The organism is Nocardia sp. 852002-51101_SCH5132738 (assembly GCF_001665695.1).
Lineage (GTDB): Bacteria > Actinomycetota > Actinomycetes > Mycobacteriales > Mycobacteriaceae > Nocardia > Nocardia nova.
This window is the reverse complement of sequence record NZ_LZML01000155.1, coordinates 24,352-50,502: the sequence shown is the minus strand read 5'-3', so window position 1 is coordinate 50,502 and position 26,151 is coordinate 24,352. Positions and strand designations below refer to the sequence as shown.

At 66.9% G+C, this 26,151-nt stretch carries 26 protein-coding genes and 1 tRNA gene; 5 read left to right on the top strand and 22 right to left on the bottom strand.

Translation table 11 applies throughout. From position 1 onward, the window contains the following. Positions 1 to 4: 4 nt before the first annotated feature. The 5 genes from A5789_RS23295 to A5789_RS23275 form a co-directional block, all read right to left on the bottom strand. Complete coding sequence (locus A5789_RS23295) at positions 5 to 964, bottom strand: alpha/beta hydrolase family protein (protein ID WP_064902297.1); 960 nt, start codon at positions 962 to 964, stop codon at positions 5 to 7. 118 nt (positions 965 to 1,082) lie between these two features. After that, positions 1,083 to 1,553: an HIT family protein gene (locus tag A5789_RS23290; RefSeq protein ID WP_063009967.1), complete on the bottom strand. Its 471-nt coding sequence runs from the start codon at positions 1,551 to 1,553 to the stop codon at positions 1,083 to 1,085. Positions 1,554 to 1,684: 131 nt separating this feature from the next. Beyond that, on the bottom strand, positions 1,685 to 3,118 hold the full coding sequence (gene purB / locus A5789_RS23285; protein WP_063009939.1) for an adenylosuccinate lyase: 1,434 nt from the start codon (positions 3,116 to 3,118) through the stop codon (positions 1,685 to 1,687). A 6-nt stretch (positions 3,119 to 3,124) separates the two neighbouring features. After that, a complete protein-coding gene (locus tag A5789_RS23280) occupies positions 3,125 to 3,829 on the bottom strand; it encodes a TetR/AcrR family transcriptional regulator (RefSeq protein WP_081879751.1) in 705 nt (234 codons plus the stop codon). 247 nt (positions 3,830 to 4,076) lie between these two features. Beyond that, complete coding sequence (locus A5789_RS23275; protein ID WP_082940903.1) at positions 4,077 to 5,246, bottom strand: pyridoxal phosphate-dependent aminotransferase; 1,170 nt, start codon at positions 5,244 to 5,246, stop codon at positions 4,077 to 4,079. A gap of 131 nt (positions 5,247 to 5,377) precedes the next feature. Between A5789_RS23275 and A5789_RS23270 the strand changes: the two genes are divergently transcribed. Further along, positions 5,378 to 6,382, top strand: a complete 1,005-nt coding sequence (locus tag A5789_RS23270; RefSeq protein ID WP_063009941.1) for a M23 family metallopeptidase — start codon at positions 5,378 to 5,380, stop codon at positions 6,380 to 6,382. A gap of 62 nt (positions 6,383 to 6,444) precedes the next feature. Here A5789_RS23270 and purD read toward each other — a convergent pair whose 3' ends face one another. Further along, positions 6,445 to 7,737, bottom strand: coding sequence for a phosphoribosylamine--glycine ligase (purD, locus tag A5789_RS23265; protein ID WP_064902296.1), 1,293 nt, complete (start codon positions 7,735 to 7,737; stop codon positions 6,445 to 6,447). Positions 7,738 to 7,842: 105 nt separating this feature from the next. Here purD and A5789_RS23260 point away from each other — a divergent pair, with 105 nt between their 5' ends. After that, positions 7,843 to 8,268, top strand: coding sequence for an HIT family protein (locus tag A5789_RS23260; RefSeq protein WP_063009945.1), 426 nt, complete (start codon positions 7,843 to 7,845; stop codon positions 8,266 to 8,268). Between the two features lie 15 nt (positions 8,269 to 8,283). On the opposite strand, the gene A5789_RS23255 is transcribed toward A5789_RS23260, so the two are convergent. The 3 genes from A5789_RS23255 to A5789_RS23245 all read right to left on the bottom strand — a co-directional run bounded on the left by A5789_RS23255 (position 8,284) and on the right by A5789_RS23245 (position 11,252). Continuing rightward, positions 8,284 to 9,687, bottom strand: a complete 1,404-nt coding sequence (locus tag A5789_RS23255; protein WP_063009971.1) for a cell wall metabolism sensor histidine kinase WalK — start codon at positions 9,685 to 9,687, stop codon at positions 8,284 to 8,286. Positions 9,688 to 9,875: 188 nt separating this feature from the next. After that, complete coding sequence (locus tag A5789_RS23250) at positions 9,876 to 10,613, bottom strand: response regulator transcription factor (protein WP_030517397.1); 738 nt, start codon at positions 10,611 to 10,613, stop codon at positions 9,876 to 9,878. A 150-nt stretch (positions 10,614 to 10,763) separates the two neighbouring features. After that, positions 10,764 to 11,252: a hypothetical protein gene (locus A5789_RS23245; protein ID WP_146100904.1), complete on the bottom strand. Its 489-nt coding sequence runs from the start codon at positions 11,250 to 11,252 to the stop codon at positions 10,764 to 10,766. 304 nt (positions 11,253 to 11,556) lie between these two features. Here A5789_RS23245 and A5789_RS23240 point away from each other — a divergent pair, with 304 nt between their 5' ends. Next, positions 11,557 to 11,763, top strand: a complete 207-nt coding sequence (locus A5789_RS23240; protein ID WP_030517395.1) for a hypothetical protein — start codon at positions 11,557 to 11,559, stop codon at positions 11,761 to 11,763. A 43-nt stretch (positions 11,764 to 11,806) separates the two neighbouring features. On the opposite strand, the gene A5789_RS23235 is transcribed toward A5789_RS23240, so the two are convergent. The 3 genes from A5789_RS23235 to A5789_RS23225 form a co-directional block, all read right to left on the bottom strand. After that, positions 11,807 to 11,881 (bottom strand) — tRNA-Thr (locus A5789_RS23235). A 158-nt stretch (positions 11,882 to 12,039) separates the two neighbouring features. After that, entirely contained in the window at positions 12,040 to 12,282 is a 243-nt protein-coding gene (locus A5789_RS23230; protein ID WP_011207082.1) for an MbtH family protein, read from the bottom strand. Between the two features lie 158 nt (positions 12,283 to 12,440). Further along, a complete protein-coding gene (locus tag A5789_RS23225; RefSeq protein ID WP_064902294.1) occupies positions 12,441 to 13,280 on the bottom strand; it encodes an alpha/beta fold hydrolase in 840 nt (279 codons plus the stop codon). A gap of 267 nt (positions 13,281 to 13,547) precedes the next feature. Between A5789_RS23225 and A5789_RS37410 the strand changes: the two genes are divergently transcribed. Further along, positions 13,548 to 13,718 (top strand): hypothetical protein, encoded by a 171-nt coding sequence (locus A5789_RS37410; protein WP_157110959.1) that lies wholly within the window; start codon positions 13,548 to 13,550, stop codon positions 13,716 to 13,718. A 99-nt stretch (positions 13,719 to 13,817) separates the two neighbouring features. After that, positions 13,818 to 15,365 (top strand): trehalose-6-phosphate synthase, encoded by a 1,548-nt coding sequence (locus A5789_RS23215; RefSeq protein WP_030517393.1) that lies wholly within the window; start codon positions 13,818 to 13,820, stop codon positions 15,363 to 15,365. Between the two features lie 358 nt (positions 15,366 to 15,723). Here the strand turns inward: A5789_RS23215 and A5789_RS23210 are convergent, their stop codons facing one another. From A5789_RS23210 to A5789_RS23165, 10 genes are read right to left on the bottom strand one after another with little or no spacing between them, the layout of a single operon-like run. Continuing rightward, the gene (locus tag A5789_RS23210; protein WP_030517392.1) at positions 15,724 to 16,224 is read right to left on the bottom strand and encodes a h domain protein; all 501 of its coding nucleotides are present in this window, start codon (positions 16,222 to 16,224) and stop codon (positions 15,724 to 15,726) included. Next, positions 16,221 to 17,069: a hypothetical protein gene (locus tag A5789_RS23205; protein WP_064902293.1), complete on the bottom strand. Its 849-nt coding sequence runs from the start codon at positions 17,067 to 17,069 to the stop codon at positions 16,221 to 16,223. The genes A5789_RS23210 and A5789_RS23205 overlap by 4 nt, the downstream gene beginning before the upstream one ends. Next, entirely contained in the window at positions 17,066 to 18,490 is a 1,425-nt protein-coding gene (locus tag A5789_RS23200; RefSeq protein ID WP_064902292.1) for an MCE family protein, read from the bottom strand. Before A5789_RS23200 ends, A5789_RS23205 begins: the two co-directional genes overlap by 4 nt. Further along, positions 18,487 to 19,731 (bottom strand): MCE family protein, encoded by a 1,245-nt coding sequence (locus tag A5789_RS23195; protein WP_064902291.1) that lies wholly within the window; start codon positions 19,729 to 19,731, stop codon positions 18,487 to 18,489. The genes A5789_RS23200 and A5789_RS23195 overlap by 4 nt, the downstream gene beginning before the upstream one ends. Beyond that, positions 19,728 to 20,993 carry an MCE family protein gene (locus A5789_RS23190; RefSeq protein ID WP_064902290.1) on the bottom strand — a complete coding sequence of 422 codons (1,266 nt, stop codon included), beginning with the start codon at positions 20,991 to 20,993 and terminating at the stop codon, positions 19,728 to 19,730. The genes A5789_RS23195 and A5789_RS23190 overlap by 4 nt, the downstream gene beginning before the upstream one ends. Beyond that, positions 20,990 to 22,051, bottom strand: a complete 1,062-nt coding sequence (locus A5789_RS23185) for an MCE family protein (RefSeq protein ID WP_064902331.1) — start codon at positions 22,049 to 22,051, stop codon at positions 20,990 to 20,992. The genes A5789_RS23190 and A5789_RS23185 overlap by 4 nt, the downstream gene beginning before the upstream one ends. Beyond that, entirely contained in the window at positions 22,048 to 23,073 is a 1,026-nt protein-coding gene (locus A5789_RS23180; protein ID WP_082940902.1) for an MCE family protein, read from the bottom strand. Before A5789_RS23180 ends, A5789_RS23185 begins: the two co-directional genes overlap by 4 nt. 2 nt (positions 23,074 to 23,075) lie before the next feature. Next, positions 23,076 to 24,293 carry an MCE family protein gene (locus A5789_RS23175; RefSeq protein WP_064902289.1) on the bottom strand — a complete coding sequence of 406 codons (1,218 nt, stop codon included), beginning with the start codon at positions 24,291 to 24,293 and terminating at the stop codon, positions 23,076 to 23,078. A 5-nt stretch (positions 24,294 to 24,298) separates the two neighbouring features. Continuing rightward, positions 24,299 to 25,150 carry an ABC transporter permease gene (locus tag A5789_RS23170; RefSeq protein ID WP_064902288.1) on the bottom strand — a complete coding sequence of 284 codons (852 nt, stop codon included), beginning with the start codon at positions 25,148 to 25,150 and terminating at the stop codon, positions 24,299 to 24,301. A gap of 4 nt (positions 25,151 to 25,154) precedes the next feature. Continuing rightward, positions 25,155 to 25,919 (bottom strand): ABC transporter permease, encoded by a 765-nt coding sequence (locus A5789_RS23165; protein WP_064902287.1) that lies wholly within the window; start codon positions 25,917 to 25,919, stop codon positions 25,155 to 25,157. Positions 25,920 to 26,151: the final 232 nt, after the last annotated feature.

The following is a 26,151-nucleotide window of genomic DNA, read 5'->3' as shown; positions in this document are numbered from 1 at the left end:
GCGATCAGGCCCCGATCGCCGCGCCGATTGTCGGCCAGGACGCGTGCAGATAGTCCTGCCAATACGACCAGGAATGCGTCCCCACCGGACTGTGATCGACCCGGGCCGGGATTCGCATGCCACGCAGCCGCTGCTCGAAGGCGGTGACGCAGACGTCCACGCCTGCCTCGATCGGCCCGCCCAGGACGATGTTCTCCGGCAGCTGCGGTTTGATCTCGGTCTCGTGCGGACCCGGGATTCCGGTGCCGGTGGACAGGTAGAGGGTCTTGCCGCGCAGCCGATTCGCCAGCAGCGCCGGATCGTGGGCGCCCCATTCCGGGCTTCCGGGCGCACCCCACATATCGAACGGATTGCCGCCGCGATTGGCGATCGAGAACATGATCGCCCCCTGCGCGATGCCCAGGTCCGGGCACGCGCTGTATCCCGCCACCGCCTCGTACAACTCCGGATGGCGAACGGCCAGGACGAACGCCGCGATGCCGCCCATCGACAGGCCACCGACCGCGTTCACGCCGTTGCCGGAAAAGGTGGCGTCGATGATGGGCGGAAGTTCGCGCGTCAGGAAGGTTTCCCACTGGTAGCGGCCGAAGTGCGGATCGTCGCGCTGCCAGTCGGTGTAGTAACTCGCCTGCCCGCCGATCGGCAGCACCACGTTGACGTTCTTACCGTGGAAGAAGGGTTCGGCATCGGTGGCATTGGTCCAGGTGCTCTGCTGCACACCGGGATCGAGCCCGTCGAGCAGATAGTAGGAGGGCCGTGAACCCCCACCGGCCGGATGCAGCACCTGAACCTGGATGGTGCGTCCCACGGCTGGGGAGTCGATGAACAGCGCCGTCCGGGTCGGGCTCATATCGTTTTCCCCGACCACCCGCGCCGCCGATGCGCGTGGCTGTGGGCCCATCCAGGGACCGAAGACGCCCAGTCCGACTGCCAGCACAACCGCAGCAACGAATGAACGTCGCATGTCCCCACCTCCGTCAACCCACCACAACTGCTACTTAAAGTAACGCATACTGTGGTGCCGCGCGGAGCTTTCGGCCTTCCGGCGCTTCCTCAGCAAATCACCCGGTCCGCAGCAGGACTCAGGTGAGCCACCACTTTCCGTCCTGTCCGCCTGCGGCATTCGGTTGTGCCCGCCCGACCGCGCCCCGGATCGATGCGGCCAGATAGTCCAGGTCCGCACGCGGCGGGGTCGTCGCGCGATTGCGCAGACCGAAGCCGTCGCCGGGCGTGCGCGGAATGACGTGCAGATGGACGTGGAAGACCTCCTGCCCGGCCGTAACACCGTCTGCCAGAAAGAGATTCACCCCGTCACAACGCACCTCGGACTGCCGCAGCGCGGCCGCCAGACGCTGCGCGACCTGAAAGAGCTTGCCGCCGATCGCCGGATCGAGTTCGGCCAGGCTGCGCGCCGGAATCTTCGGAATCACCAGCAGATGACCGGGTGTCATGGGACGGATATCCATGAAGGCGAGAACGTCGTCGTCCTCGTAGACCTTGGACGAGGGCGCCCGCCCGGCGACGATATCGGCGAAGATCGTATAGGGGTCCATATCCGGCAACCCTAGTCGCCGATTTCGCCTGCGCCGCCGCACCATTCGCACGGCGCCGAGCACGCGCGAGACCACCGCGCGAACGGCGGCGCCGGGCGGTTGCGGTGCCGCGACCATCGGTCCGGCGGCGGTTACAGAATCGGCGAGGGGGTGTAGCGGGCGGCCTCGGGATTCGCGTCGATCAGCTTCTGCACCTGCGCCACCACATCGCCCACCTGTGCCTCGGCGGCCCCGATGAACGCCGTCCGATCCGCCAGGGCAGCCTCGAGTCCGGCCCGGTCCAGCGGCATCCGGTCGTCGGCCGCCAGGCGGTCCAGCAGATCCGGTTCGCGCCCCTGCTCCCGCATGGCCAGCGCCACCGCGACCGCGTGCTCCTTGATGACCTCGTGCGCACTCTCGCGCCCGACCCCGGCCCGCACGGCCGCCATCAGAATGCGGGTGGTGGCCAGGAAGGGCAGGTAGCGGTTGAGCTCACGCTCGATCACGGCCGGGTAGGCGCCGAATTCGCCGAGGACGGTCAGGAAGGTTTCCATCATGCCGTCGATGGCGAAGAACGCGTCGGGCAGCGCGACCCGGCGCACCACGGAACAGAACACATCGCCCTCGTTCCACTGCGCGCCCGCCAGTTCGGCCGCCATCGAGCCGTAACCGCGCAGCACCACCTGCAGACCGTTGACGCGCTCGCAGGAGCGGGTGTTCATCTTGTGCGGCATCGCCGAACTGCCGACCTGCCCGGGCTGGAAACCCTCGGTGACCAGTTCGTGCCCCGCCATCAGCCGCACCGTGTGCGCGAACGACGAAGGGCCCGCGCCCAATTGGACCAGCGCGGAGATCACGTCGTGGTCCAGGGAGCGGGGGTAGACCTGGCCGACACTGGTCAGCACGGTCGCGAAGCCCAGATGCCCGGCGACCTTCTGCTCCAGCTGGGCGAGTTTGGCGGCGTCGCCGTCGAACAGATCGAGCATGTCCTGCGCGGTGCCCATCGGGCCCTTGATCCCGCGAAGCGGATACCGGTCGATCAGCTCGCGCACCCGGTGCAGGGCGATCAGCACCTCGTCGGCCGCACCGGCGAAGCGCTTGCCCAGGGTGGTCGCCTGTGCCGCCACGTTGTGCGAGCGACCGGCCATCACCAGCGACTGGTACTCGGCGGCCCGCTCCGCCAGCCGCGCGGCGACCGCGACGCCGTGTTCGTAGACGTGTTCCAGCGAGAGCCGGATCTGCAACTGCTCCACGTTCTCGGTCAGATCCCGGCTGGTCATGCCCTTGTGGATCTGCTCGTGCCCGGCGAGGGCGTTGAACTCCTCGATGCGCGCCTTCACATCGTGGCGGGTGATCCGCTCGCGTTCGGCGATCGAGGCCAGGTCGACCTCGCCCAGCACCCGCTCGTAATCCTCGAGGACCTCGGGGGTGACCGCCTCGGTACCGGCGGCGCCGAGTTCGGTCTGGGCCCGCAGCACCTCGAGCCACAGCCGGCGCTCCAGCACGATCTTGTTCTCGGGCGACCACAACTGCACCAGCTGCGGGCTCGCGTACCGGGTGGCGAGGACGTTCGGGACAAGACTCACGAACAGTCAGTCTAATGTTCGATGCCTGCTCGGTTGCTGGGGCATGGCCGCGGGCAGGTGCTGCGCCGCGGCCGGTGGCACGGTCTGCGGCGCCATCAGCGGTTGCGGCACCGGCGGAGCGATCACATCGATCAATTCCAGCAGCGCGCCGCGGGCGGTCCGGCGCGGTTGCGGATCGGATTCGGCCAGCGCGGCGACCACCGCACCGTCGACCACCGCCACCAGCCGGCGCAACTGATCGGTGCGCACCATCCGATCGGATCGGCGCAGCACATCGGCCAATAGGTCCTCGAGCTGGGCGCGTAACCGCAGCTGCACCTCGCGTAGTTCCGGATGCCGGGCCGAGGCCACCGACCGCTCGTAGCGGGCGATCAGCCGCCCGCGGGCGAATTCGTCGGGGCCGTCGGTGCCGACCATCAGATCCACGATCAGGTCGACGGTCGCCTCGGCGCCGCGTTTGCGGTGGGTGACCTCGCCGATCCGGCGGCGCATCGACTCGAGTTCGGCATTGCCGCTGAACTCGACCGCGCGCGCGATCAGATCCTCGAGGGATTCGAAATAGTAGGTCGTGGATGCCAGGGGCAGATCCGCGCGCGTCGCCACCGAACGGTGGCGCACGGCATCGAAGCCGCCTTCGAGTAGCAACTCCGCGGCAGCCGCAACCAACGCTTGGCGACGCCTTTCGCCTTTCGGGGTCGTCGCGGTGATCACCGTGTCATCGTGCCAGTCATCATCGGTTCATCCGTGCCAAATCGGTGCGATCTGTGCAAATCTGTGCGTCTGTGCAATCCCGGCCGAATCGTTGCTGTGCAATCGACCATGGGACCGCGCAAATTTCCGGGATCCGATCCGAGCGGACAGCCGGGATCGGTTCGAAATAGCAAGGGTTGAAATCACAACCCGAATCATTTGTACCGCATCCACGCGCTCCGGTGGGCCGGTACGGAAAGTCTGTGCGTCAGCTCAGATATCGGCCGAGTCGCACCAGCGCCTCCTCGATATCCGCGGTGGCGCCGGCGAAGGAGAATCGGACCGTGCGGTGTCCGTTACGGGTGTCGAAATCGATACCGGGCGCGAGGGCGACACCCGTGTGCGCCAACAGACCCGCGCACCAGCGCGTCGAATCCTGGCTCAGATGACCGATATCGGCGTACGCGTAGAAGGCGCCGTCGGCAGGCGCCAGATCGCTGATGCCGAGGGCGGGCAGCCCCTCGAGCAGTAACGACCGGTTGCGGGCATAGCGGCGGACGTGCCCGTCCAGTTCGGATTTGGCCTCCGGGCCGAACGCGTGCGCCGCCGCGAATTGCGAAATGGCCGGCGGGCAGACGGTCATATTGGACGCCAGCCGCTGCAGCGCCGGGCGCAGCCGCGCGGGTGCCAGCATCCAGCCCAGCCGCCAGCCCGTCATCGAGAAATACTTCGACACCGAACCGATCACCACCGACTCGCGCGAGGTCTCCCACGCCGAGCTCACCGGTTCGGTGTCGCCGTCGACGCCCGAATAGGCGATGCCGTGATAGATCTCGTCGGAGATCAGCAGCGTGCCGTGCTCGTCGCACCAGCGGGCCAGGGCCGCCAGCTCGTCCGGGGCGATCATGGTGCCGGTCGGGTTCGCCGGGCTGGCCACGATCAGGCCGGCGGGCGGTTCGGGCAGCTCCTCCAGCATCGCCACCGTCGGCTGGAACCGGGTGTGGGAGCCGCAGTCGAGTTCGATCACCCGGCAGCCCAGGGCCGTGAGGGTGTTGCGGTAGGCCGGGTAACCCGGGCGAGCGACCACGACGGTGTCGCCGATGTCGAATGCGGCCAGGAAGATCAGCGTGAACGCGCCCGAGGAGCCGGTCGTGATCACCACGTCGTCGGACTCGACCTCGACGCCGTAGGTGTCACGATGATGGGCCGCGATGGCCGAGCGCAATTCGGGGATGCCGAAAGTCTCGGTGTAGCCGAGTAATTCGGCGTCGAGGGCCGCCTGGGTGGCGCGGCGCACCGGCACCGGGGCGGGCGTGGAGGGCTGGCCCGCCGCCAGGACCAGCACGTCGCCGTGGGTGCGGGCGCGTTCGGCCGCGGCCTTCCAGACGTCCATGACGTAGAAGGTCGGAACGGTGGACCGCCGGGATTCACTGCGCACCAGACGACGGTAGAACACCGCCTCGGCAGGCCGGCGCGCAGTCCGTTCCCGGGCACCGGGCGCCTGAGACGTTGCTGTGCGCCGCCGCGCCTGCCTGCGTGTCCGGGCGGGCCCCTGTTATCGTCGGCAGAATGCCTGACCAGGCACGCCGCGCGAAGTCGTACCAGGGGGGCTGGACCGTGATCCGCCCCGACTGGCGAACGACGCTGCGCCGCGACCGTCCCTCGATCGCGCGTCGCCTGCGTTCCTCGGCCCGCCGATCGCGTGAATTCGGGCAGGTCGCGGCGGTCGAATGGCGCACGCGGGTGGGGCGCTGGTGGCAGATGATGCGGGATCGACACTGGCGCGAGGAATTCGAGACCCTGTGGCCGCGGCTGCGCGGCTGGGTCGGCGAGCATCGGGTGCTGGTGATCGGCATGGTCGTGGTCGGACTGTTCGCCGCCGCCGACACCGTGGCGCCGCAACCGGTCGATTCGACGCCGAAACCCGGTGCGGCACAGCGGATCGCGGTGGCCTATCCGCTACAGGTGCAGGCCGAACCCGAAACCAGCAAGCGCTATCTGACCGCCATCGACAACGGCGAGCGCATGCGCGAGGCGCAGGTGGTCGCCGCGGCGTCGCGGGCCACCCTGGAACGCGCGAAGGCCGAAGCCGCCGCGGCGGTCGCCGGGACGCCGCAACCCTGGCTGTCCGGGCCGGCCACCACGATTCCCGGCGGCATCCTCCCGGGCGGAATCGCCCCGGGCATCGGCGGTTTCGCCCTGCCCGCGCGCGGCGTGTTCACCTCCGGGTACGGGGGCCGGTGGGGCACCTTCCACTACGGAATCGATATCGCGGCGCCCATCGGTTCGCCGATCTACGCCGTCGCCGACGGCACCGTCATCGACGCCGGGCCGGCGCAGGGCTTCGGACTGTGGGTGCGCATCCGCCACGACGACGGCACCATCTCGGTGTACGGCCACATGTACGACTTCTCGGTGTCGGTCGGCGAGCGGGTGCGCGCCGGTCAGCAGATCGCCCGCATCGGCAACCGCGGCGATTCCACCGGCCCGCACCTGCACTTCGAGATCCTCATCGGCGGACAGCATGTGGACCCGCAGCCGTGGCTCGCCATGCACGGCATTCAGGTCGGCTGAACCCGGCGGGCTCGCTTCGGCCTTTGTGCGCCTCGAAACCGGTGGGGCCGAAGCCGATTCGGCTACACGCGGGTGGGAAGCGAGATGCGGTCCTCGACGGCGGCGAGACCGATATCGGTGCGGAAGTGGCTGCCGGGCAGTTTGATTCCCGCGATGCGTGCGTAGGCGTTCGTGCGAGCCTCGGTCAGATCCCCGCCTGTGGCAACGACATTCAGCACACGCCCGCCGGCCGACAGCAGTGCGCCGTCCGCGCGCAGCGCCGTACCGGCGTGCAGCACTTCGGCATTCGCGCTTCCCTCCGAGGCCGGGGCGCTCTCCGTGCCGGAGATGACGTCACCGGTGCGGGGGCGGCCCGGATAGTTCTCCGCGGCCAGCACCACCGTGATCGCCGCGCCGTCCTTCCAGACCGGCGGCTGCGCCTGCGCCAGCGTGCCGGTCGCGGTGGCGTGCAGCAGGGCGCCGAGCGGACTGTCGAGCAACGCGAGCACGGCCTGGGTCTCGGGATCGCCGAAGCGGCAGTTGAATTCGACGACCGCTGGTCCGGCCTGGCCGATCGCCAGACCCGCGTAGAGCAGCCCGGAGAACGGGACGCCACGCCGAACCATTTCGGCGGCAACGGGTTTCACCACATCGTCGACGACTTCGGTGACGGTCTCCGGCGGCAGCCACGGCAGCGGGGTGTAGGCGCCCATACCGCCGGTGTTGGGGCCGGTGTCGCCGTCGCCCACGCGCTTGTGGTCCTGCGCGGGCAGCAGCGGCACCACGGTCTCGCCGTCGACCAGGCAGAACAGGGATACCTCGGGACCGTCGAGGAACGATTCCAGCAGCACCGGATGGCCCTGCTCGAGCAGTTCGGCCCCGTGGTCGCGGGCCGCGGACCGATCGGCGGTGACCACCACACCCTTACCCGCGGCCAGCCCGTCGTCCTTGACGACCCAGGTCGGCCCGAAGCGATCCAGTGCGGCGTCGAGCTCGCCCGGATGATCGACGACCTCGCTGTGCGCGGTGCGCACCCCGGCCGCGGCCATCACGTCCTTGGCGAACGCCTTCGATCCCTCGATCCGCGCGGCGGCGGCCGACGGTCCGAAGCAGGCGATCCCCGCCGCCCGGACCGCGTCGGCGATGCCGAGCACGAGCGGCACCTCGGGACCGATCACCACCAGATCGGCGGCGAAATCCCGGGCCAGGCCCACGACGGCCTCCGCGCTGGCCGGATCGACCGCCCGCACCTCGGCGACCTGGCCGATCCCCGGATTGCCGGGCGCGGCCGCGATCGCGGTGACCCCGGGATCCCGACGCAGGGCTTCCACCAGGGCGTGTTCACGGGCTCCGGATCCGATGACGAGTACGCGCACGCGTGACAGCTTAGGGGACGCAGGTGAACAGCAGATGCGGGTACCGGGAGGACAGCCCGCCGCCCCGGCCACCGCCTCCCGGCCGGGCGGGGCAGTATGAAACCCATGCCATCTGTATTCAGCGCGATCATTGCCGGACAGCTGCCGGGGCGGTTCGTGTGGGAGGACGAGGAATTCGTCGCCTTCCTGACCATCGCTCCGGTCACCCAGGGTCATACGCTCGTGGTTCCTCGCAAGGAGATCGACCAGTGGCAGGATCTGGATCCCGCCACGTTCGCGCGGATCAACGAGGTCGCTCAGAAGGTCGGCCAGGCGGTGCGCAAGGCGTGGGACGCGCCGCGCGCGGGCCTGCTGATCGCCGGGCTGGAGGTGCCGCACCTGCACGTGCACGTCTTCCCGGCGTTCGAGCTGGGCGATTTCAACATCTCGGGCGCGGACACCGATCCGAGCCCGGAATCGCTGGACGAGGCGCAGGACAAGATCAAGCAGGCGCTGCGCGATCTCGGCTACGGTGCGAACGTCCCGGCCTGACGCACCGAGCCTGAATCACTCCTGCGAACGGGGCAGGCGCACCGCGAAGGTGGTGCCCTGCCCCACCGCGCTGTGCACCGAGACCGTGCCGCCGTGCGCGGCGACCAGCGCCTGCACGATCGACAGACCCAGTCCGGTGCCACCGCTGTCGCGGCTGCGTGAGGTGTCGGTGCGGTAGAAGCGTTCGAAGATGCGCTCGGCGTCCTCGGTGGGCAGGCCCGGCCCGGTGTCGGCGACCTCGATGACCACCTCGTCCGGAGCGGGTGTCAGCGCGACGGTGACCGCCGCGTCGGGCGGGGTGTGAATCAGCGCGTTGTTGACCAGATTGCCCAGCACCTGACGCAACCGCGCTTCGTCGCCACGCACCTCCAATGTCCCCGTCCCCGGGCGTATTTCGAGGTCGATGGGCCGGCGCGGCTCCTCGGGACGCTGGGCCGCGTCGACGGCGCGGGCACTGTGCACCGCATCGCTGGCCAGTGCCAGCAGATCCACCGGCCGGCGTTCCACCGGGCGCTGCGCGTCGAGGCGAGCCAGCATCAGCAGGTCCTCCACCAGCAGGCTCATCCGCTTGGACTCGCGTTCGATCCGGTCCATGAACAGGGCCGGATCCGCCAGCGCCCCTTGCCGATACAACTCCGCGAAACCCTTGATCGTGGTCAGCGGGGTCCGCAGCTCATGGCTGGCATCGGCGACGAACCGCCGCATCCGGGCCTCCGAACGCCGCGCGGATTCCTCGGATGCCTCGGTGGCGGCGAAGGCGCTCTGAATCTGGGACAGCATGCCGTTGAGCGATTGCGAGAGCCGATCGACCTCGGTGTTGGTGCCTTGCACCGGAACTCGCCGATGCAGATCCCCGCTCGCGATGGCCGCGGCGGTCTTCTCCACCTCACCGAGCGGGCGCAGGCTCCGGCGAATCACGAACTGCGCCACCACCGCGAGTACGGCGAGCACGATGAGGCCCACCGCGACCTGCAACCCGATCAGACGGTCGATGATGTTCTCGGTTTCGGTGAGGCGCAGCGCGACCACACTGGATCCCTGCGGAGTCACCACCTCGAGCGCGCGCCAGTGTTCGTCGGGGTCGCCGACCGATCCCACGGTCTGGGGATGTCTCGACAGATTCGACGGAGTGTCCGGAACGGTGGGTCCGGAACTCAGCAGCAGACGCTGATTTCCGGTGGGTCCGGTCACCTGCACGTAGAACAGCGCGGGCGGGCGTTCCCGCCCCGGAGGTTGCGGAAGGTGCTGGGGCGGTGGCGCATCGGGGCTGGCCCAGCTGTGGGCGGCGTCGAACAACTGCCGATCGACCTTGTCGATCAGCACATTTCGCATCGCGGAGGTCACCGCGACACCCGAGACCAGCAGTCCGAGACCCGCCAGGCACACCAGCGCGAGCACCAGGGTGACCCGCAGCGGCACCGCGGCCAGGCGACGCGAGATCCGGCGCCGCAGTCCGCGCCGCGGCGGGGCGACGCCCTCGGCGCGTGCGCCGGTTTCGGCGATGCCACCGGGTTCGGTGCCCGGCTCGGCCGGACCGGCCGTCGCGAGCACCGCCTCGGGGCCGGCCGCGTCGCTGTCGGCGCGCTCGCGCACCGAGCGCGGATCGCTCATTTCGCCGACGACCGGCTGCGGCTGGGCGCGCGCATCACGTAGCCGACACCGCGCAGGGTGTGGATCAGCCGGTCGGGACCGGTGTCGACCTTCTTGCGCAGGTAGGAGACATAGGTTTCCACCACGCCCACCTCGCCGCCGAAGTCGTAGCGCCAGACGTGATCGAGGATGCGCGGCTTGCTCAGCACCGTTCCGGCATTGACCATGAAGTATCGGAGCAGGGTGAACTCCGTCGGCGAGAGCGCGACCGGTTCCCCGGCCTTCCACACCTCGTGCGTGTCGTCGTCGAGTTCGATGTCCTCGAAGCGGATACGCGAGGATTTCGTCTCCTCCACCACGTGACCGGAGCGCCGCAGAATCACCCGCAGCCGCGCCACCACCTCCTCGAGCGAGAAGGGTTTGGTCACGTAGTCGTCGGCGCCGAGGGTGAGGCCGGTGATCTTGTCCTCGACCTCGTCCCGCGCGGTGAGGAACAGGACCGGGGCATCGATGCCGTCGGCGCGCAGCCGGCGCAGCAGGCCGAAGCCGTCCATACCGGGCATCATGACGTCGACGATGAGGGCGTCGGGCCGGAACTGCTTGGCCCGGTCCAGCCCTTCGGCGCCGTTGGCGGCCGTGGCCACCTCGAACCCCTGATAGCGCAGACTCACCGACAGCAGTTCGACGATCATCGGTTCGTCGTCGACCACCAGCACCCGAGCCTCGGGGGTCCGATCGCCAGCCACTCCACTCATGCTGGATATCGTCTCTCCTACAGCCCGGAATGCGCTGAACGTTGTCTGGGAGTTTCCTGCGAGCCGGCTGCGCGACAGGTCGGAGAACAGGCGACCCGCCGACCCGGGCGGCGCCTCCCGGATCGGCGGGTCGTCGATGGTGCTGCGCTCTTATGCGGCGGCCTTCAGATCGGCGCCGAGCGTCTTCGCGTCACCCTTGATCGTCTTCAGGGTGTCGGCGGCGGAGCTGCCGTCCAGGCTGTCCTTGGTCTTGGCCTGCTGCAGTTCCTGACGGAACTTGTTGAACTCCTCCTTCACCTTGGCGGGCACGGCGGCCTCGTTGTGGGTGAGGGTGTCGATGTCCTTGTCGAGCGACTTCTCGAGGTCCTCCGGCTTGTCGGTGTCCTGAATCTTGGTGAGGACCTTCTGGATCGCGTCCACTGAGGGCGCGGCCGGCTGGTCGTCACCGTCGTCGTCCTTGTGCTTGTCGGCGCCGAACGCCGAGCCCGTGGACAGCTTGGGAGCCGACGGCGCGCTGCTGGTCGTCGGCGTGGCGGAGGGGGTATCAGCCGAGGCGACGGAGGCGGTAGCGCCGGCGATCGAGACCGAGAGGGCGGCGAAGGCGGTCGTTGCCAGGATCCGGCGGGTGGCTGTTGTCATATCGACAGTCATCTCCTTACTTCGGTGGGTTTCATCAGGTGCGTTGCCACGAATCTGCTCGGGCAGGAAGTCCTGTCCGGACAGCGGCCGCGGCAACGGGGCCCGACGCTAGGGGGACGCTTCGGAGCGGCGCAATGGCCCGAAATGGAAACCGCCAGGTCGGCATGCGAGGTTTAGCGACGGTTTTGCTGACGACTTCTCGCCCGTTCATCGCGGGGTGGCAGGCGCTTAACTTTCATCACGGCGGCGCGGATCGGAGCACACCACGCCCGAAAAGAGCAGAATGGACATCGGAAAGGTCGTCATGGCAGCGATACGGGGCCTGCTCGACGTGGTGTTGGGCATCCTGACGGCCGTGCTGGGCACGGTGGTCGGCCTATTGGCGCTCGTCGTCTGGATCCTCGGCGCGGTGTTGTGCGTGACGATCCTGTTGATTCCGCTGGGAATCCCCGTCATCAAACTCGGCAGCCGCCTGTTCGGGCTGGCCCGGCAGCTGATGCATCTCCCCTGACGCAAAAAGGGCTCCGACCTGCTTTCGCAGGCCGGAGCCCGAGTGGAGCCCCCTGTCAGGATTGAACTGACGACCTTCGCTTTACAAGAGCGGTGCTCTACCACTGAGCTAAGGAGGCGGGTGAAGCGGTGCCATCATAACCGGGGCGCGGGCCGTCCGGAAAAATCGTTCACCACTGTAGGAGGGAGCGGCGGATCGCAGCGGCTGCGTGTGCCCCTCAGGGCAGCACGCAGCCGCCGATCACCGTCGCTCCGCGCAGTTTCGTCCGGCGCGGAATCAGGACTGGGCGCCCTGGCGAGCCGCGTCGTCGGCCGCCATCGCGTCACGCAGGCTCTTGGGCCGCATATCCGTCCAGTTCTTCTCCACGTATTCGACGCAGGCAGCGCGGCTGTCCTCGCCGAACACCACTCGCCACCCGGCCGGGACCTCGGCGAAAGCAGGCCACAGGGAATGCTGCTCCTCGTCGTTGACCAGAACGAAGAAGCGGCCGTCCTCGTCGTCGAAGGGGTTGGTGCTCATTTCACCTCACTGGATGCTGGCGCTGTGTACGGGAACGCGCTGGATACGGAACTCGCGGGGCGCGGGCACGAGCCGAAACCGACCTGAGCCGACCGACCAGAGCCGTAGCCCCCGAGCGATGTGTCGACACTAGCAAGACCGACGTTACGCGTTGGTGGTTACCTCGAGCCCGCGAAGAAATCGAGCAGGATCTTATTGACCGCCTCGGGACGTTCCAGATACCCGTAATGCCCGGCGTCGGGGATCTCCTGGTATCGGGCGGCGGGAATGGCTTCGGCCAGCTCACGGGTCAGATACGCGGGAATCATCCGGTCGTCGGCGAATCCGATCGACAGGCACGGCACCTTGATCGCGCGATAGGCCTGCAACCGATCGAAATCGTGGTCCATCCGGCGCTGCGCCCGGATTCCCGGGGATGCCGGTCCGCCGGTGAATTCGAACAGATCCAGCCAATCGCGCGCGGAATTCGGATCGGCCATCGTGGCGGGCGAAAGATTCATCACCGCGGTCAGGGCGGCCTCGTATTTGGCGGGCAGTCGCACGCCGGAGGCGTCGAGTTCGTGTTCGCCGAGCGAGAGCGTCTTCTGGAATTGGTCGAGCCGCGCGTGTCCGGCCATGAATACGGCTTTGCGCACGAGGTCGGGCCGCGCCAGGGCCAATTCCTGCGCGACCCGCGCACCCATCGAGGTGCCGGCGACCAGGACCGGGCCCTCGTCGAGAAATTCGATCAGCGCCGCGGTGTCGGCGACCAATTCGTCGATGGTCATCCCGTCGGGCGCCTCGTAGGACGGAGCGATGCCGCGATTGTCGAACGTGCACACTCGGTAGCCGGCCGCGACCAGCGCCGGAACCTGGTGCAGCTCCCACACCCGGCCGGGGCTCCCGGTGCCCATGATCAGCACGACCATCGGGGCAGCCCCCTTGGTGTCGGTGCCTTTGGCCTTGTCTCCCTTCACCTGGTAGTTCAGCGAGATTCCATTCACCGTGGCCAACGGCATAGTGCTGCGACCCTTTCCACTCGATTCGTGCGGTGCTCGATACACGCAGTGGGCGAAATTCGCCTCCCTACCAACGTTATAGGTTCCCGAGGCTCCAGCGTTTCGCCGGTGTGGCGGGTGTCGCCCCGCGCTGTTGCGGTTCGGCAGCGGTCGGTACCGAGTCGACGGGCCCCTGTGCGGCGACCGATACCATTGACAGCGCACGGCGCCGACACCACGACGGTCGAACCCCACCGCCGTGCCACGACCCCGAGCCGAGAGGACACGATGATGGCCGCGAAGAGCGCCAACGACATCGCGGACGACGACCTGGAACCGCTCGCCGACGAGACCGCACGGCAGGCACAGCGCGTCGTGGCCGCCTACGCCAACGATGCCGACGAATGCCGGATGCTGCTGTCGATGCTCGGAATCGGTCCCAGCGCGCGCAGCGAATAGGACGAGCCCCGCGCAGCGCAATGCGCAGCGCTCATCACAACTGAAATCCCACGCCTAGTTCCGCCATTTCGGCGACCGGAGGATCCAGCAGTGGACCAGATGCGCGACATACGCAGCGATCGATCTCGAGACGCTTCGCCGGAAACCGAATCCGCACCAGCGGACCGTCCCGGCGGCGCCGGGTCCGGTTTCGTCGTGGTCGCCAACCGGCTCCCGGTCGACCTGGAACGTCTCCCGAACGGGACCAAGCGGTGGAAGCGCAGTCCGGGCGGCCTGGTCACGGCCCTGGAGCCGGTGCTGCGCAACAACAACGGCGCCTGGGTGGGCTGGGCCGGCGTTCCCGATGTGGATGTCGATCCGATCATCGAGGACGGCCTGGAGTTGTATCCGGTGCCGTTGACCGCCGAGGAGGTCGCCGCCTACTACGAGGGATTCTCCAACGGCACGCTGTGGCCGCTCTATCACGACGTGATCGTGCGGCCGGAGTACCACCGCGACTGGTGGACCGCCTACGTGGACGTGAACCGGCGCTTCGCCGAGTACACCGCGAAGGTGGCCGCCGAGGGCGCGACGGTGTGGGTACAGGACTATCAGCTGCAGCTGGTGCCGAAGATGCTGCGCATGCTGCGGCCCGATCTGACCATCGGATTCTTCCTGCACATCCCGTTCCCCCCGGTCGAGCTGTTCATGCAGCTGCCGTGGCGCACCGAGATCGTGGAGGGGCTGCTCGGCGCCGACCTGATCGGCTTCCACCTGCCCGGCGGCGCGCAGAACTTCCTGTACCTGGCGAGAAGGCTTGCCGGACAACCCACCTCGCGCGGCACGGTCGGTGTGCGGTCGAAACTCGGTGTGGTGCAGGTCGGTTTCCGCACGGTGCGGGTCGGCGCCTTCCCGATCTCGATCGCCTCCGCCGAACTCGACGAGCTGTCGCGAAGACGCTCGGTACGGGAGCGCGCCGCTCAGATCCGCAGGGAGCTGGGCAACCCCAAGCACATCCTGCTCGGTGTGGACCGCCTGGACTACACCAAGGGCATCGATATCCGCCTGGCGGCGCTGCAGGAACTCCTGCACGAGGGCCGGCTGGACCCGGCCGAGACGGTGATGGTGCAGCTGGCCACGCCGAGTCGCGAACGGGTGGAGAGCTACATCCAGATGCGCGGCGACATCGAACGTCAGGTGGGCCGCATCAACGGCGAATTCTCCCGCGTCGGTTACCCTTTCGTGCACTATCTGCACCGGCCGATCCCCCGCGACGAACTGGTCGCCTTCTTCGTGGCCGCCGACGTCATGCTGGTGACCCCGCTGCGCGACGGGATGAATCTGGTCGCCAAGGAGTACGTGGCCTCGCACAGCGGCCTCAACGGCGCCCTCGTGCTCAGCGAATTCACCGGCGCCGCAGCGGAATTGCGTCAGGCCTACCTGTGTAATCCACACGATCTGGACAGCGTCGAGAACGCGATCATGTCCGCGATCGAGGACGACCCCGAAACCAAGCGGCGCCGCATGCGTTCGCTGCGCCGCCAGGTACTCGCCCACGACGTGGACCGCTGGGCGCGCTCGTTCCTCGACGCACTTGCCCAGGATCGGGTGGCCGGCAGCGCCCTGCTCACCGATGCGGATGTGGATCCGGGCGGCGCCGAGCGCTAGGCCCGCGGCGAACGCTCCCCGGCGGGGCCGGGCGAACGTTCCGGCGACTGCACAGCGACCCGAGGCGGGTACACCCTTCGAACCGACCGTCCGACAGCCGGAGAGCGCCGCCCACACCGAATCTCGGTCCTGGCCTCCGCCGGGGCAGGCGGTCGCCGCGTACCCGCCACCCCGGATTCCGCCGCACCCGCCGGATCACCACACGGTCGGTCCGTGCGGCACAGGCGCGCTTCACCGGCGGGAGATCTGCGCCGCGACCGGAGCCGGTATCGACCACCGATCCCGCCTCGGAATCGCTGTGCCGTCGACGGTAGGGACGAACCCTTAACGGGGATAACGGGATTCGCTTAACGCGGGATCAGATCGGGGTGATGGCGTCGACCAGCCAGTGGCCGCCGTCCTTGTCCAGAGCCACGCGGACCCGGCTCGGCGTCACCGTGCCCTGCGGGGAGTCCTTGCTGGTGGTCACCTGGTTCAGGTACAGCAGGACCACCGCGTGCGAGCGCTCCGCGGACACCACACCGGCCGCCGTGGTGGTGGCCTGCACGGTGAGCTGCTTCTCCTTGGCGCCGGGTGCGATCGCCTGCTGGATCAGCTTCAGGTAGTCCTTGCGGAACGACGGGGTGAGGTTGTCGGCCGATTTCGGCAACTCGGCGTCGACGGTCTTGAAGTCGTAGGTGAATACCGACTCCACCGCGTGGCGGGCCGCGGGTACCGAGTCGGTACGGGCCTGCTCGACCTGTTTGTCGGACCAGTACTTGTAGCCGGTGACCGAGGCCATCGCGACCGCGGCCACGAACAGCACCGCCGCACCGATGAACAGGATGGGACGCAGCTTGCCGGAACCTTGTCTGCTCATGCCACGAACTCCACTTGCGAGGCGGTGATACCACCGTTGTCGTCGCGGTCGACCGTGACCCGGAAGCGGTAGTAGCGCTCCTGCGGATCCTTGGCACCGGCGTTGGTCAGGGTCTGCTTGGCCGCGACCAGCACCTTCGCGGTGTGGTCGTCCTGGCTTTCGACCGCGGTCTCGATGATCTCGCCGCTGGCCTTCACCTTGGCCTGCTGCACGACCTGCGCGTAGGCGTCCTTGCGCTCGGAGTACTCCTGCTTGAGCTGTCCCGAGGCGACCGAGAGCACCCGGTCGATGTCCTGCTTCGCGGTGTCGTCCTTGATGTTGGTCAGATTGAGAATCGCCTGCTTGGCGGTCTGCACATATTCCGCGCGCTGGTCGGCCTGGGCGCCGACCTGATGCTGGTGGTAGGCGAAGAAGCCGCCCGAGCCGACCAGCAGGATCAACGACAGCACCGCCACCACCGCGGCCGCCCAGCCCAGCGGTCCGAGTGAGCGCTTCGATGGCTCGGAGGTGTCCGCCGCTGCCGTCTCCGCCGCGGAGTCGGTGAGCCGCACGGTCGTGTCGTCATCGGCCGCCGTCGAAAGCTTTACGGTGGTCGCGGACTTCGCGTCGGCGCCGGACACAACCTTCGATGCCGCCTCGGAGGAGGACTCGGTCGCCTTCGCCGGCGATGGGCTCGACGATTGCACCGTCTCGTCGGCAGCGCCCGCGGCGCCGAGCTTCACCGTCGCTTCGTCGGAGGGCGAACTCTCGGTCCGCTCGACCGCTATCGCGTCGGTCGGCGCTCCGGCCTGCCGGCTGGCCCGGCGCCGGACGCGACCGGTGGGTGTGGAATTCGATTCGCTCATTTCTGTTGCTCCTCGAGCATCGCCTGCCAACTGGACGGTACAGTGCCCGATCCGTCGGCGCCCACATCCCCCTGTCGGTAGGTCCGGCCGTCGGGTCCGGTGAAGGTGTGGTTCTTCAGGTCGTAGGTGCGCAGCGCCGCCGCCGGTTGGCTCTGCGCGGCCGGAGCGTCGCCGGGGTTGGCCGCCGGCTCGCCGGACGGGGTGACCGGGTGCGGTTCGCCGAAGGGCGGGTTGTCGCCCTCGGGCACATAACCCTGCGGGTCGTGGCAGAGCTCCGGACTCGGGGCCCGCTTGCCCGGCACGTCCGCACAGGGCGTGTTGCGGATACCGCGGACCGCTTCCTTGGCGTTCTGCGCCACCTTGCAGTAGAGGTTCGGCGGGGTGTCCGGAGTGTCCTTCAATGTCGGCGAGCGGCGTTGATCCGGCGGGAGGAAGCCTGTGGTGCAGCCGGGCGGATCGCTGATCGGGAGCATGAAGTCGACCAGGGCGCCGTATTGCGTGGGCCCGCGCATGGATGTCAGCAGTGCCGCCACCATTTGCGGGTAGATCACCAGAATCTGTTCAATACCGGCGTGATAGGTCACCCCGACCTGGCCGACACTGGTCAGGTTCGAAATCAGCAGTGGCAGCGTCGGTTTCAGATCACGAAACGTCTGCGATACCTTCTGCGCGGCCGCGGGCGTGCGATCGAGCAACTGGCCCAGCGAGGGGTCGTGCTGCCGCAGCTGATCGGTGACGATCGCTAAATCCTTTGTCCACGAACGGATCGCGGCGTCGGACTGATTCTGGGTATCAAGCAGCGGACCGATCTTGTCGAGCAGATCCTTCGTCTCGTTGGTGCTCTTCTTCGCCTCCTGCACCAGCAGCGAGGCCGAGTCGATGAACTTCTGCAGATCCGGACCGGCTCCGTTGAACGCGATGAAGGCATCGTCGATGACCTGGCGCAATTTGGTGTCGGCGACACTGCTGAGCAGCCGGTCGGCCTGGTCGAGCATGGCGCCGACGTCCTGCGGAAGTTTGGTGCGCTGCACCGGAATCACCGAACCGTCGTGCAGATTTCCCCCGTGCGGATTCTCGGCCGGGACCAGATCCACGTATTGTTCGCCGATCGCCGACACGCTCTTGACATACGCATCGACATCACTGGGGATCTTGTAATCGCTGCTTATCGACAGCTTGGCGTCGACGCCGTCCGAAGTGAGCTTCATATCCTCGACCTTGCCGACGTTGGTACCGCGATAGGCGACGTTGGCAGTCGGATACAGCCCGCCGGTCGCCTCCAGCTTCACCGTCACACCGTAGCGGCCGATGCCGAACATCGCAGGCAGGTGGACGTACGCACCCGCCATCACAACCAGTCCGATCACGGTGAGGATCGAGAAGATCACCAACTGGATCCGGACGAATTTGCTGAGTTTCATCGACCCGCACCCCCTTGTTGCGGCGCGGGCACCGTCAGCCCGGGTATGGCGGGCAGATTCGGAATCGGCGGCAGCCCGGGAATACTCGGCGTCGGCGTGGCCGTATCGGGAGCCGGGGGCGGCGGCTGCATCGGCCCGGTGACGGGGTCGCCCTTCCCCATCGCGGTATCGGGTGCGATCGTGCCGAGCGCGCCCTCGACGCCGCCGAACCGACCACCCAGCGGCGTACCGGTGAGGAAGTTCGAATCCAGCCGTGCGCCGGTGATATCGACGGTCATCAGCAGGTTGAGATAGTCGCCCTTGAGCGCCTTGTTCAGATTCCGCATCGGGAACGGGAAGGTGAGCAGGATCTGCAGGGCGTCGGCCAGCTTCGTTCCGGTGTTGGCCAGCGATTCCAGGGCCGGGTGCAGATTGGCCAGATCGGCCTTCAGGTTGTCGCCGCTCTCGGCGATCACCCGGCTCACCACATCACCGAGATCGCCCAGTGCGGTGATGGTTTTGGTGATGTTCTCGCGGCGGTCGGCCAGCACGGTCAGGGCCGGATGCAGTTGCGTGACCGCCCGGGTCAGCTGATCCTTCTGGCGGGACAGCTGTCCGGCGAACCGGTCGAGCCCACCCATCGCGTCGATGATGTCCTTGGTCTGGCCGTCGAGGGTGCTGGTCAGCTGGGTCACCTGCGGCAGCAGATCGCGGATCGCGTCGGACCGTCCGGAGAAGGTCGCGTTCAGCTCATGGGTGATGGTCTCGAGCTGCGAGATACCACCGCCGTTGAGCACCACCGACAACGACGACAATGTGTGCTCGGTGGTGGGATAGAGGCCCGCGCGCGCCAGCGGGATCACATCGCCGGGCCGCAATTGCCCTTCCGGTGGCACGTCTTTCGGTGCCGACAACTCGACGTGATTACTGCCGAGCAGGCTGGTTTGCCCGATCTCGGCCACCGCGTTGGCCGGCAGGCGCACACCCTTTTCGAGGCTGACCGTGACCAGCGCGTGCCAATCCTCGACCTGGATGTTCTTAACCGTGCCGACCGTGACGTCGTCTATCTGCACCGGCGAATTGCGAGTCAGGGTAGTGACATTCGGCATCTGAATCTTGATCTGCCAGGCGCCCTCACCCGTACCGGCCGCACCGGGCATCGGCAGGGTGTTCAAGCCGTCCCATTCACATCCGGTGGCACCCAACAGGATCACCAGACCGACGGCGGAGCCGGCGAGCCGGACTCGTCCGCGGCGCATCATCGTCCTCCTCCCGGAATCGCCAGGCCGGCAAGGCCGCTCGGTACCTCCGACGGCGCCTGGCCGGGCGCCGGATATTGCACGCGGTCGGCCAGATCCGGAGTCGAGAAGGTGAGCTGGTTCGGGAAGGCCTGCTGTCCGGACGCCGGATTCACCAGCAGCGGCGGATAATTCATCATCAGCGAGTTGATCACCGGCGCAACCTGTTGTTTACACAGGTCCGCGGTCCGCTGCGAACCATTGTCCTCGAGCGCCTCGACGGCGCCACAGAGGAACGCGAACGGGTTCCGGAAGTTCGGCAGCGCCACGGAGCCGGTCAGCGTGCCCTGCGCGGGCTTGTAGATCTGATAGAAGTTCGACAGCGCGACCGGGCCCGAATGCAGCACCTGCTCGAGCTGCGGACGCTTGTCGGCCAGGATCTGGGTCACCTGCGCCAGATTCTGCACACTCTCGGTGAGTCGGCCGCCGCGTTCGTCCAGGAAGCGCTTGACGTCGGCCACCGCCGAATCGAGATTGTCCAATCCGGCGCCGAGGTCGTCGGAGACGCCCGACAGCACCGAGGACACCGAGGCCAGCCGGCCGCCGAACTGCACGATCTGATCGTTGCTCTTGGAGAGCACGTCGACGAACTGCTGCAGGTTGCGGACGGTGCCGAACAGGTCGGTGCGACCGTCGGACAACGTATTCAGCGTGCTCGACAGCTCGTGGAGCGTATCCCGCAGCGCCTGGGCATTGCCGTTTGCGAGATTGTCGGACGCGGTGTTGACGAACCGTCCGAACGAGCCCTGCTGATCCTCACCGATCGGCCCCAGGGCCTTGGACAGTTTGGTCAGCTCGGCCTTGATGTCGTCCCATTCCACCGGCACGGCGGTGTGCTCGATCGGAATCACGCCGTCGTCGTGCATCTTCGGGCCGCCGGTGTAGACCGGCGCCAACTGCACGAAGCGTGCCGAGACCAGATTCGGCGAGACCGTGACGGCCTTGGCAGCGGCCGGGATGTCGACGCCGCGGTCGACCGTCATCGTCACCTTGGTCTTGTCCCGGCCGGGCTCGATCGAATCGATCCGGCCGACCTTGACGCCCAGCACCCGCACGTCGTCACCGGCGTAGAGCCCGGTGGTGGACGGGAAATAGGCGGTGATGTGCGTCTTGCCGATATTGTTCACCGCGCCGTACACGATCCAGCCCGCCAGCGCCGCCACCAGGACGGCGGCCACGACACGGACCCACTTCGGCACCTTCGTGATCGTGCGTATCGCGTTCATCGCGGCGGCTCCTGGATCGCGGGCCCGATCGAGGGCGGCGGGGTGGTCAGGTACTTCCAGAACGATTCGGGCACATGCTGCGGCCAGACCAGCGCGTCCACCAGCGGCTGCAGCTCCATACTCGTGGCATTGGAGACGTAGGACTGGAAGTACGGGCCGCTGCCGACCTGTTCACCGAGGGCCGCCTCGAACGGTCCGAGTGCGTCCAGGGCCTTGCCCAGATTGTCCTTGTTCCGCTCGAGCAGTTGCAGCACCGAATTCAATTTGTCCAGCGTCGGTTTCAGACTCTGTTCGTTGTCGTTGACGAATCCGGTCAGCTGCTGTGCCAGACCGTTGACGTAGACGATCAGCTGACTCAGGGCGGTGCGGCGGGCATCCAGTTCACCGAGCAGGTTGTTGCCGTCCACGAGCAGGGCGTTGATCTGGTTCGACCGATCCGAGAGCACCTTCGTGACGTTCTGCGCGTGCGACAGCAGTTCGGTCAGCGCCTTGTCCCGGGCGTTCAGGCTGCGCGAGAGCTGGGTGATGCCGTCCAGCGCGGAACGCATCGGCGCGGGCGTGTCGGCGAAGGCGCCCGACAGCGCGTCCAAGGTCTTGTTGACCTGGTCGGTGTCCAGCCCCTTCACGGTATTGGTCAAATCGCCCAGGGCATCGTTGAGCGAATAGGGAGAAGTGGTGCGTTCCAACGGAATCGGCTGATCGCTGCGCAGCGCGCCGGAACCCTGCGGATCGACCTGCAGGGATTTGCGGCCGAGCACCGTATTGGTCTTGATCGCGGCGGTTGTCTTCTTACCCAGGACGATCGACTCGTCGAGGCTGAAGCGCACCTTCACCTTGGGACCGTCGAGACTGACGTCTTCGACCTGCCCGGATCGGACGCCGGCGACCTGTACCTGGTCACCGGTGACCAGACCGCCGGCATCGGCGAAATACGCGGTGAATTCGGCACCGCTGCGAATGAACGGCAGCCGGTCGAACTGCAGGGCGGACAAGGCGATGGCGACCGCCAGCACGACGCCGACGACGCCGTGTTTGATGAGCGGGGAGGTTTCATTCACTTCGTCGAACACCTTCCGGTCGTCTGCAGACCGGGCAGATTCACATGCATCGGCTTACCGTCCGGGCCGTCCACGAGGAAATTCGTTCCGCACACGTACATGTTCAGGAACGATCCGTACGAACCGAGCCGCACCAGCTTCTTGTACGTCGAGGGCAGGTTCTGCAGGATCCATTCGACATCGTCGGACTTCTGGTCGAGGCTGTCGGAAACCCGGCCCAGCTGGTCGAAGGTCGCCTTCAGGTCCGGGCGCGCCTGCTTCAGCAGATCCGTGAGGTCGCCGGTAGCGCCGGCTAGTCGCGGCAGGGCCGCACCGATCGGATCCCGGTCCGCGGCAAGTCCGCTCACCAACCGCTGCAATTCGGTCAGCGTGGTGTCGAATTCCTTGTTGTGATCGTCGATGGTGGCCAGCACCGTCTTCAGGTTCTCGATCACACTGCCGATCAAGGCATCCCGATCGGCCAGCGTCTTGGCGAACGAGCCGGAACTGTTCAGCAGCGCGACCAGTGTGCCGCCCTGTCCCTGGAACACCTGCAGCAGCGCCTCGGTCAGGGAGTTGACCTGTTGCGGGTCCAGGCCGCGCAGCAGCGGCTTGAAACCACCCAGCAGCATGTCCAGATCGAGGGCCGGCTTGGTCTTGTCCAAGCCGATGGTGCCGCCGGAGTGCAGCACCTGAGCGGTACCCGGCGCATCCATCAATTCCAGGTACCGGTCACCGACCAGATTCTCGTAGCGGACCGCGGCATGGGTGCTGACGTAGAGCTTGTACTGCCGGTCGACCTCGAAATCGACATGGGCCAGATGGTCCTTGCCGACCTTGACACTCTTCACCGAACCGACGGGCACACCCGCGATGCGCACCTTGGCCCCGGGCAGCATGCCCGAGGAACTGGTGAACACCGCGTGGTAGCCGCTCTCCCGGGCGAAACGCATCTGCGAGAAGACGACGATCAACAGCGCCAGCACCAGAACCATCACGAGCGTGAAGATTCCGAGTTTGACGCTGGTGGCATGCGGTTTGATGCTCACGGATTACCCACCCCCGGCAGCCCCGCGAACAGCAGTTGGAAGACCCGGGGCCCGTTCAGATGGGTGGACAGTTCCGGCGTGTACACCCGTCCCTCAGTGGTGTCGGTGACCAGATAGTTTGCGTGGCTACCGGGTTTACGGTCGAGGATGCCCTCGCAGTGCGGGCCACCGGTCGCATTCACCTTCGGCAGATCCTTCGGATAGGTGTAGGGCGTGCCGCCCGGCATGAAACTGGCGTTCAACGTCACCCACGGTCCGGTGCCGCCGAAGATCTCGTTTGCTCGTGGAATCGCGCCCGCGACACCTTCGACCAGGCAGTACAGCGCCGGGTTGTATTCGTTGAGCAGTTCGGCCGTCGGGCGCAGCAGATCCAGTGCGGTCGACAGGCCGTTCTCGTTCTCCTTAAGCACCGCGCCCGTGGTGTCGGCCAGGCCGATCAGATTCAGCAGCACCGCGTCGAGGCTGTCCTGGTGGTCGACGATGGTCTTGCTCGTCACGGCCGCGTTGTCGGTGGTGCGCAACAGGTTCGGTGCGGTGTCGGCGTACAGATTGGTGACTCCCACCGACGTCTGCAGATCGCGTTGCAGATCGGGCAGGCTCGGATTGATGTCGCGCAGATATTCGTCACTGTCGACCAGCAGCTGACCGAGTTTGTCGCCGCGGCCCTGCAATGCCGTGCCGAGCGCGGTCAGCGTCGCATTCAATTTCTCCGGCGCGATCTTGCCGAGCACATCGGTCAAATGCTGGAACAGCGTATTGAATTCGACGGTCACCGACTGCGCGGTCAGCGTGGCGCCGGCCTGCAGATGCTGCGCGGACGGAACCTCCGGCTCGACGAAGTTCACGTATTTGGCGCCGAAGACGGTGGTGGACCGAATATCCACGGTCGCGTTCGCCGGCACCATCTTCAGCTGATCGGGTTCGATCGCCAGGGTGAGCCGAGCCTGGTCGCCGGTATACGCGATATCGGAGACGTGGCCGATCTGCACACCGCGGATCTTGACCTTCGCGTCCTTGTCCATCACCAGGCCGGCCCGCGGGGCGTCGAGATAGACCGGTTTCGACGTGCTGAATCCGCCCACGAACATCGTCAAAGCGACGGCGACGATCGCGGCCAGAAACAGAATCAGCGCCACCCCCGAAAGCTTGACACCCCATCCGGCGCCGAAAAACTTGCCGGCGCCGTCCTTTTCGATGAGTTTATTTGCCGCCATACCGCCTACCCGGAGAGATGGAAGTTGCCGGAGGTGCCGTAGATCGCCAGCGACATCAGCAGGGTCACCGAGACCACTGCCACCAGCGAGGCGCGCACCGCGTTACCGACCGCGATTCCGACACCGACCGGTCCACCGGTCGCGTTGTAGCCGTAGTAGGTGTGAATCATCATGACCGCCAAAGCCATGAGGATCGCCTGTACGAACGACCACAGAATGTCGCTGGGAATCAGGAATGTCGAGAAGTAGTGGTCGTACACGCCGGCCGATTGTCCGTAGATGACGACCGTGGCGAAGCGGCTGGCGACGAACGACGCGATAACCGCCAGCGCGTAGAGCGGGACGATCGCGATCATGCCCGCCAGCACCCGCGTGCCGACCAGGAAGGGCATCGGCCGGATCGCCATGGATTCCAGGGCGTCGATCTCCTCGGCCACCCGCATGGCGCCCAGCTGGGCCGTCGCGCCGGCGCCGATGGTCGCCGCCAGGCCGATGCCCGAGATCACCGGAGCCGCGATGCGCACGTTGAGGAATGCGGCGAAGAAGCCGGTCAGCGCCTCGACACCGATATTGCCCAGCGAGCTGTAACCCTGCACCGCGATGGTGCCGCCCGTGAACAGGGTGAGGAAGCCGACGATCACCACCGTGCCGCCGATCACCGCCAAAGCTCCTGTGCCCATGCTGATTTCGGCGATCAGGCGAATGGTTTCGGTGCGATAGTGCGAGAACGCCTTCGGTACCGAGGCCAGTGACTTCGCGTAGAACTGGGCGTGATGCCCGATTCCATCCATCGAACTCGAAACCTGGCGCACGCGTCGAACAGTACGGGGGAAGCGGGACTGGATTACGAACGCCATCGGATCACCGCACCGTGAACTTGATGCCGACGGCGGTGACCACGACGTTCACCACGAACAGAGCCATGAAGGAGAAAACCACCGTCTGGTTGACCGCGTCACCCACACTCTTGGGACCGCCCTTGACGTTGAGACCGAGGTAGCAGGCCATCAGTCCGGCGATCAGACCGAACAGCGCGGCCTTGACCTCCGAGATCACCAACTCCGGCGTATGCGTGAGCAGGGTGAGCCCGTTGACGAAGGCGCCGGGGTTGACTCCCTGCAGAAGTACCGAGAACAAGAAGCCGCCGGCGATACCGATAGTCGAGACCAGGCCGTTGAGCAGCGCCGCGACGAACATCGAGGCGAGTACGCGGGGCACCACCAGGCGATGGATCGGATCGATACCGAGCACCTTCATGGCGTCGATTTCTTCCCGGATCGTGCGCGCGCCCAGGTCCGCGCAGATCGCGGTGGCGCCGGCGCCGGCGACGATCAGCACCGTCACGATCGGACCGACCTGGGTGACCGTTCCGAATGCGGCGCCCGCGCCCGAGAGATCGGCCGCGCCGATTTCGCGCAGCAGAATGTTCAGCGTGAAGCTCACCAGAACCGTGAACGGGATCGCGACCAGGATGGTCGGGACGATCGACACCCGCGCGACGAACCACGACTGGTCGACGAATTCCCGTCGCTGAAATGGCGGACGTATCAAGGCCCGCGCCACAGCGGCCACGAGTTCGAAGAACCCGCCGACCGCACGCAACGGCACGGCAAGAACCTCGTTCATTCCGCGATTCCTCCTTGCCGGACCCGTGCGCGCAACGTTGCGCTTGCGAGCCTCCACACCTCTTCCGCTCCGAAGATTAGAACACGTTCACATCGAATCGGAAGAGAATTTGACATTTTCGACCTGCTCTTTTCATCCGAGCTTCATCTCGGAAGCTAGAACAGGTTCATACGGTGTACAGAACGCCTTTGTGAGGCACCCCACAACCTTCGACCCCCATGTCTACCAAGTG